Below are 8449 nucleotides of genomic sequence, written 5' to 3'. Positions count from 1 at the left end.
TTGATTAGCTCAAATTGTTTTGCTGGCATCAATTTTGATGTCCAAAATTTTGTTTTGTTCACTAGCGAAGCTAGTTACTAAAAACGTTATTGATTACGTTTTGCTTGTTCAGTTTTCAAGGTTCATTATTATTTAAGTCGTTTTCAGCGACTTTATTATCATATCTCATTAATAACCAGAAGTCAACAACTTATTTTTAAATTTCATTATCAAGTGTTTCCTCTTGTTAAGGACAAGTAATAATATATAATATAGTATTTTAAAAATCAAGTGTTTTTCATAAAAAAATTAAAAATCTTTTTAACATCTATTACAAACAATAGAATTCCTGCTAATACAATCAATCCACCGATAACCTGTGTCTCTAATAAATACTCTTTAAATATTAGCATTGCTAAAAGAGCAGCACCTACAGGCTCAAATAACACAGCAATTGAAACAACGTTCGTACTAACATATTTAATAGACCAATTAAATAAAGTATGACCAAATAAATTAGGTACTAACGCCAATAAGAAAAACCATAACCAATCCATCGAAGAATAGGGTCCAAATGATTCTCCTTTAATTATTACATATATAAATAAAGTAATTGTACTTACAACATAAACAACCATCGTATAGGTCATTAAAGATAATCTCTTACGTACATCCTGTCCCAATAAAAAATAAGCTGTAGCAAGTGCGCAAGCAATAAGAGCTAGTACATCTCCATAAAAAGCCGTTCCACTTACTTTAAAATCACCCCAACCTATTAAAACACTTCCAGCTATAGCTATTGTACCTGCAACGATTGTTTTCACCGTAATCTTCTCTTTAAAGAAAAAGTATGTTCCAACAAAGGCAAACAACGGCTGTAGCGCCACTAAAACTGTAGAGCTTGCTACTGAAGTATAGTTGAGTGATTCAAACCATAAAATAAAATGGAATGCTAAAAAGATTCCCGCCATTGAAGAAAATAGCCAATCACGTTTTCTTAATAAAGCTAACTCCTTCGTATATCTCCCCAAAAACAATGGTGTCATTATTAAAACGGAAAATAGCATACGATAAAATGCTATAATGCCCGCCTCCGCTGATGCTAATTTCACAAAAACAGCCGACATAGATACTGAAATAACACCAACTACAATGGGGATGTATGGATGAATTTTAGGCTGCTCCATAAAATCCTACCTCCATTAAAAAATACTTATATTCCCTTACTTTCATGTTGTTGTACAATACAAAAAAGTAATGCACATATAATAATGACAGCTTGCATATCTCTTAGCAATACGAAATATCTATGGAGGGTTGAATATGGAAACATTATTGGAAAATATGATTACATATGAAGTAGGCATAAAATTAGTTATTGCAGCCACATTAAGTTTAGTTATCGGAATAGAGAGGGAATTAAAAAAGAAGCCAGTTGGATTAAAAACAAGTTTAGTTATAGCTACTTTCAGCTGCTTACTTACCATCATCTCTATTGAAACAGCCTACTCAACCCCTTCTAGGGAAGATATTAATATTACTATGGATCCTCTTCGTTTAGCTGCTCAAATTGTGAGTGGGATCGGCTTTCTTGGAGCAGGTGTCATTTTAAGACGAGGCAATGACAGCATTACAGGTTTAACAACTGCTGCCATGATATGGGGAGCTGCTGGTATAGGTATCGCAGTTGGCGCGGGGTTTTATATGGATGCAACATTAGCTGTTGTAATCATTGTTTTTGGAATTGAAATTCTATCGCCTTTTCTAATGAAAATTGGGCCAAAACGAATTCGCATGCGAGAGATTTTATTAAAAGTACAAATTGACGATGACAAAAATACTGAATCATTTCTATTATTTTTAAAGGACAATAACATAATTATCGAAAACATACGCATCAAAGATGTTCATTTAAAAAATGATAATGTTTTACATGAACTGGATTTACGTCTATCCCTCATTGTTTCGGATAATTTATTATCATTTTATCGTTCATTACGAGCACTACCTTATATAGAAAAAATCGAAATGGAAATTTTAAATTAGTTGGAGGATTTTTTATGGCAGAACTATTTAAATTACTAAAGGATGGCAACAAACCCTCACTGATGGCGGCTTGTGTGAATGCCTTTTTAGGAATTATTAAAGGAATCGCCTTTTTCTTTACTGGTAATGTTGCCATGTTTGCAGAAATGATGCACTCACTAGGTGATGCAGCGAACCAATTATTTGTGTATATAGGTTCAGCTCTTTCAAAAAAGGCACCTACAAAACAATTTCCCGGAGGATTCGGTCGTATTGTCAATTTAGTATGCCTCTTTGCAGTAATTATCGTAGCCATCCTTTCTTATGAAACAATAAAAGAAGGCTGGCATCATTTTATTCATCCTGCCAAAGAGTCTAGTGGGGTATTGATTGCACTTGGGGTATTATTCATAGGGATTGTTTTAGAAGGTATAGTATTAGCCAAAGCAGCTGCTGAGGTACTACATGAAGCAGGTCAAAAAAAGGCAGGTATCGCAGCTATTCCAAAAGCCTTTGCTTATTTAAATCGTGCAAAGCCTGCAACCAAATTAGTTTTTATGGAAGATTTAGTTGCTACTGCAGGAAACTTTTTAGCCTTTACTGCCATCTTAATTGCTTACTTTACAGGCTGGGATCGAATAGAGGGACTAGTTTCCATGATAATTGGAGCGATGATGTTTTATGTTGTCGGTAAAATTTTCCTCGATAATGCACGTGGCGTAATTGGTGAGACGGATGAGGAAATGTTAAACCATATCGCCCACCTTGTAATGGATGATCCGAACATCAAAGATATTGTTCGTCTTGAAGTAATTAAAGAAGGTGAATTTTTACATGTTGAATTAGTGGCTGAATCTGACCCCCATTTATCCCTGGCTTTTTTAGATGATGTCCGTGATCATTTAACAGAGGTCATTTTAAGTCAAAAAGGGGTATCTAAAGTTGCTATTTTATTTGATGAAGATGACGGAAGAACAAACTGGGTGCATGTTGGTGAAAGACCTAACAACTCCATTTAATATTTCACGAAAACAAATAGCCAATTGCCTTATTTCAGGCAGTTGGCTATCTTTTATACTGGTATTAAACAGGTTCGTCCGTCATGATTTTTGATTTTGCTTACATAATCAGGTATATCCTCATGACCTACAAAGACATGATTCGTAATCATAAAAGTAAGTACTCTGTTACAAGAAATAGTCTTACTTTTTCCATCATGTTGACTGACTATCTTCGAAAATTGCAATGTAGCTTGACGATTGGCTAAAGCATATTCTTCAGCATTAAGGATGGCTCTACCATCTACATGACAGCCTAATACGAAATTTCCAAAAAAAGAATCCTTTAACACGTTTGGGTGCATGGATTGATAATGTACTTCTGCAATCGAATCTTCCCTATTCATAAAACGATGGGCTACCAAATAATGTTTTAAAGCACCTTTTAAATCAATTGCAATAGCTGTATCTGCTAAAATTGTTCGATAATAAACAGGTACAACTTCTGCTCCCCCTAAATAAGGCTTCACTTCTACTACAATTTCTCCAGAAGGACGAACAAATAATTGTACTATTGCTTTATTTACACCATCCGAAAAAATAATAGTCGTTTGTCCAAAACACAAGCTTTTGAAAAAAATACTCTGATCAACAATATATCCTTTAATAATTGTATCATTTTCAATTTGCAGAAATTTCGCATCAATTCCCAATACTTCTACACAATTTTGCATTTTATAAACATGCTGCTGAAATGGTATCTCTATACAACTTAACGTATCAATACGATTATCTAGCAATGGTTTCAACACTTGATCCCTCTCCTCTTTGTTGACTATTGTAATTATTTTAGTAAAGGTGGTTGAACCATTTCTGAACATCCTTACATGATTTGAGTAATTGCAACAAAATCTGTTTTGTTTCATCATTCAAAAGTAACCTTATCTAAGAAAATACGGTATTGGTCAAATGACGCAATGAACAACGTGACTTTTCTTACTCAGCACAGAAAATTCCATATCAATTAAACATTAATTAATAATTTATGTCCTGCTACAACGATTAATTGACCTGCGTCATGTATAGGCACCTATCTGTATCTGTGTCAGCCAACACAGGCTTTAAAGCAATAGAATGTTGGTCACTCTGCCATTGCCATTGGACGTGCCTATTTTGACGGTCTTCACCTATTTCAACAGGCATTTAAACAACCGCAAAAAACAGTTGCTGAATCAAAATAAAAAAAGTGTGAGGCTCTAACAAAGCCTCACACTCATTTGTTTTAAAGAGAATTTTGTAAAATTGTTCTTACATCTTCCTCTTGCAATTTATTGAAGTTTCCAAAAGGACCATTCTGCATTGCATGCTCTACAATCTGTTGGAATTTCGAATCATTAATATCGTAATCCGCCAAACGATTAGGTGCCCCTAAAGATGTCCAAAAAGCAGATAATTGATCGATTCCTTCATATGCAACCTCTTCTACCGTCTTGCCTGTCGCATCCACACCAAATACGCGTGTTGCTATGCCTGCAAAACGCTCAGGATTTACTGGTACACTTAAACGCATCCAATGCGGTTGGAGAATGGCTAAACCACCCGCGTGTGGAATGTCATATACCGCCGATACAGCATGTTCGATATTATGAGACGCCCAATCACCTCGAGAACCTATTGATAAAAATCCATTTAAACCAACAGTTCCTGCTAATAAAATCGTTTCACGTAACTGCGTATTCTCTAAATCCTCTAGTAATTTTGGTGCAGTAGTAATGACCGTTCGTAATATACCCTCACACATTTCATCAGTAATTGGTGTATTCGTTGTGTTATGGAAATATTGTTCGAATACATGTGACATCATATCAACGATTCCATAAACAGTGTGGTTTTTAGGGACAGTCACGGTATACGCTGGATTTAGTATTGAAAATTTCGGGAATGCTGCGGGGCTACCCCAGCTTAGTTTTTCTTCTGTAGCAGCATTGGTAATAACTGATCCTGAATTCATTTCAGAGCCAGTTGCAGCAAGCGTTAACACAGTACCTAATGGAATGGCTTGCTCTACAATCACCTTACGTTTTACAATATCCCAAGCATCGCCATCATATTTTGCACCAGCAACGATTAATTTAGAACAATCGATAACAGAACCACCACCAACTGCAAGAACTAAATCGATTCCTTCCGTTTTACAAATTTCAATACCACGTCTAGCTGTTTCTACACGTGGATTTGGTTCTACACCACTTAATTCAAATATCGTTTTATCTGCCTGCTGTAATTTGTCCATAACAGCATTGTAAACACCATTTGTTTTGATGCTTCCGCCACCATATACAACTAATACCTTATTTCCATATTGCTCTAATTCTTGTGGTAACTTTTCCAGTGCATCTTCACCAAAATGTAGTTTCACTGGGTTAAAAAATGTAAATGAATCCATCTAATTCGCCCCTTTCTAGTTGGATTTTCTCATATTTCTGTTGAAGAACGCAAAGATTAAACGTTACTTTCGGAATTCTATCAGACTGTTCAGATTCTGTTAAAACAAATAAACAAGAAAAAAACGAGTCATCCCATTAATATAGGAATGACTCGTTTTCATTGATCGATATTAAACCCATCCACGGAAACGTGAAGCTTCTGCAGTACGGCGAACACCTACCATGTATGCTGCTAAGCGCATGTTGATGTTACGTGTTGTAGCTGTTGTATAAACATTATCAAATGCTTCAACCATTTTTTTGTATAGACGTTCTTCAACTTCTTCTTCTGTCCAATAATAACCTTGGTTATTTTGTACCCATTCGAAGTAAGAAACTGTAACACCACCAGCAGAAGCTAATACGTCTGGTACAAGTAAAATGTCACGTTCTGTTAAAATTTTAGTTGCTTCAGCAGTTGTTGGACCATTTGCTGCTTCTACTACAATATTTGCTTTAATATTGTGTGCATTATCAGCAGTAATTTGGTTTTCAATAGCAGCTGGCACTAAAATATCACAATCAAGTTCTAATAATTCTTTGTTTGAAATTGTGTTTTCAAATAAAGTTGTTACTGTTCCGAAGCTATCACGACGATCTAATAAGTAGTCGATATCTAAACCTTCAGGATCATGAAGTGCACCATAAGCATCTGAAATACCGATTACTTTTGCACCTAAATCATGCATGAATTTCGCAAGGAAGCTACCTGCGTTACCAAATCCTTGAATAACAACGCGAGCACCTTTAATTTCAATGCCACGTTTTTTCGCTGCTTCTTCGATTACGATTGTAACACCTTGTGCAGTCGCACGGTCACGACCTTGAGAACCACCAAGTACTAGTGGCTTACCAGTGATGAAGCCTGGAGAGTTGAATTCATCCATGCGGCTATATTCATCCATCATCCATGCCATAATTTGCGCATTTGTAAATACGTCTGGCGCAGGAATATCTTTTGTTGGTCCTACGATTTGACTTACTGCACGTACATAACCACGGCTTAAACGTTCGATTTCACCCATAGACATTTGACGAGGGTCACAAATGACACCGCCCTTACCACCACCGTATGGTAGATCGACAATACCACATTTCAGTGTCATCCACATTGAAAGCGCTTTAACTTCCTCCTCAGACACTTGTGGGTGGAAACGAACCCCACCTTTAGTTGGTCCTACTGCATCATTATGTTGTGCACGGTAACCAGTAAATACTTTTGTTGTACCATCATCCATTTTTACCGGGATGCGTACTTGTAGCATGCGAAGCGGTTCTTTTAGTAATTCGTACATTGCTTCATCATAGCCAAGTTTATTTAGAGCATCTTGAATAACATCTTGTGTTGATGTGAAAAGATTTAAGTTTTCAGACATATTAAATCGCCTCTTTGTTTTTTTTAATGATAGTATTCGGCATCATTGTAACATACTTCCGAATTAAAATGTGAACATTTTGTTAAAGTTTAAATACTTTTTCAATTTGTTCGATTGACCAATCTAAATCCTCTTGAGAAATAACAAGTGGTGGTGCAAAACGAATAACTGTATCATGTGTTTCTTTACATAAAAGACCTAATTCTTTTAGTTTTTCACAGTATGGACGAGCTGATTCTGTTAATTCCATACCGATAAATAAACCACGACCACGTACATCTTTAATAACTGGGTTGTTAATTTCTTTTAATTTACCTTTGAAATACTCACCAAGTTCATTTGAACGTTCTGCTAATTTTTCATCTAATAAAACTTTAATAGATGCAATTGAAACTGCACAAGCTAAAGGATTTCCACCAAAAGTTGAACCATGTGAACCTGGGTTGAATACACCTAAGATACTACGGTTTGCAGCAACACAAGAAATTGGGAATACTCCGCCACCTAATGCTTTTCCTAAGATGTACATATCCGGCTCTACTTCTTCCCAATCACAAGCAAACATTTTACCAGTACGTGCTAAACCAGCTTGAATTTCGTCAGCAATAAATAATACATTGTTTTCACGGCAAAGCTCACGAGCTGCTTTTAAGAAGCCTTCTGTTGGAATCACGATACCAGCTTCACCTTGAATTGGTTCAATTAAAAATGCAGCAGTATTTGGTGTAATTGCAGCTTTTAAAGCTTCAAGACTACCATAATCTACTAATTTAACATTTGGTAACATTGGTCCGAAACCACGACGGTATTCTTCGTCTGAAGATAAAGATACTGCAAGCATTGTACGGCCATGGAAGTTACCGTTACATGCAATAATTTCAGCCTTGCCATCTTCTACGCCTTTTACATCATATGCCCAACGACGAGCTGCTTTAAATGCAGTCTCTACTGCTTCAGCACCTGTATTCATTGGTAATACCATTTCTTTATTTGTTAATTTACCTACTAGCTCATACCATTCACCAAGGTTTTCACTGTAGAATGCACGTGAAGTTAATGTTACTTTATCAGCTTGTTCTTTTAAAGCAGCGATAATTTTTGGGTGACGATGTCCTTGGTTAACAGCAGAATAAGCTGATAACATATCCAAATATTTATTGCCCTCTGGATCTTTAACCCAAGCACCCTCAGCCTCTGAGATTACGATTGGCAGTGGATGATAGTTTGCTGCACCATAATTTTGCGTTTGTTCAATAACTTGTTGCGTTTTTGTCATATCCTATTCTCTCCTTACTATATCGTGATAAAAATTTTATGGAAGAAAGGGACTATGTATCTCTATAAGTAGAATGATTAAGAATTGAGCAACAATTCAAATCATAAATTTGCTAACTTCACCAAAGTAAACTACCTCGTCATGAGTGTCTACGGTTTTAGTCAGGGGTAGTATTACCTGGAGAAGTTTCGCAAAATTATTATTAAAATACCTCAATTTTCTACTTATCGAACAGCCCTAACGTTAACGTGAAAATTAAAGCATTTCTGAAGTTGTTTTAGCTTGCATATGAAGTTGTAGGTAGTCTGG

At 35.9% G+C, this 8449-nt stretch carries 8 protein-coding genes; 2 read left to right on the top strand and 6 right to left on the bottom strand.

Annotated elements, in window-relative coordinates:
• Positions 1-266: 266 nt before the first annotated feature.
• Entirely contained in the window at positions 267-1166 is a 900-nt protein-coding gene (locus GJU32_RS22740) for a DMT family transporter (RefSeq protein ID WP_155594153.1), read from the bottom strand.
• A 136-nt stretch (positions 1167-1302) separates the two neighbouring features.
• Between GJU32_RS22740 and GJU32_RS22735 the strand changes: the two genes are divergently transcribed.
• Entirely contained in the window at positions 1303-2025 is a 723-nt protein-coding gene (locus GJU32_RS22735) for an MgtC/SapB family protein (protein WP_155594152.1), read from the top strand.
• A gap of 14 nt (positions 2026-2039) precedes the next feature.
• A complete protein-coding gene (locus GJU32_RS22730) occupies positions 2040-3023 on the top strand; it encodes a cation diffusion facilitator family transporter (RefSeq protein ID WP_155594151.1) in 984 nt (327 codons plus the stop codon).
• A gap of 53 nt (positions 3024-3076) precedes the next feature.
• On the opposite strand, the gene GJU32_RS22725 is transcribed toward GJU32_RS22730, so the two are convergent.
• The 5 genes from GJU32_RS22725 to GJU32_RS22710 form a co-directional block, all read right to left on the bottom strand.
• A complete protein-coding gene (locus GJU32_RS22725; RefSeq protein WP_155594150.1) occupies positions 3077-3814 on the bottom strand; it encodes a hypothetical protein in 738 nt (245 codons plus the stop codon).
• A gap of 250 nt (positions 3815-4064) precedes the next feature.
• Positions 4065-4205: a hypothetical protein gene (locus GJU32_RS23285; protein WP_196426793.1), complete on the bottom strand. Its 141-nt coding sequence runs from the start codon at positions 4203-4205 to the stop codon at positions 4065-4067.
• Between the two features lie 79 nt (positions 4206-4284).
• Positions 4285-5448 (bottom strand): iron-containing alcohol dehydrogenase, encoded by a 1164-nt coding sequence (locus GJU32_RS22720; RefSeq protein WP_155594149.1) that lies wholly within the window; start codon positions 5446-5448, stop codon positions 4285-4287.
• Between the two features lie 171 nt (positions 5449-5619).
• A complete protein-coding gene (locus GJU32_RS22715; RefSeq protein WP_155594148.1) occupies positions 5620-6864 on the bottom strand; it encodes a Glu/Leu/Phe/Val family dehydrogenase in 1245 nt (414 codons plus the stop codon).
• 82 nt (positions 6865-6946) lie between these two features.
• Positions 6947-8140: an ornithine--oxo-acid transaminase gene (locus tag GJU32_RS22710; protein WP_155594147.1), complete on the bottom strand. Its 1194-nt coding sequence runs from the start codon at positions 8138-8140 to the stop codon at positions 6947-6949.
• Positions 8141-8449: the final 309 nt, after the last annotated feature.

Source organism: Lysinibacillus cavernae, assembly GCF_009724685.1.
GTDB lineage: Bacteria > Bacillota > Bacilli > Bacillales_A > Planococcaceae > Lysinibacillus > Lysinibacillus cavernae.
This window is presented reverse-complemented; position numbering and strand designations above follow the sequence as displayed.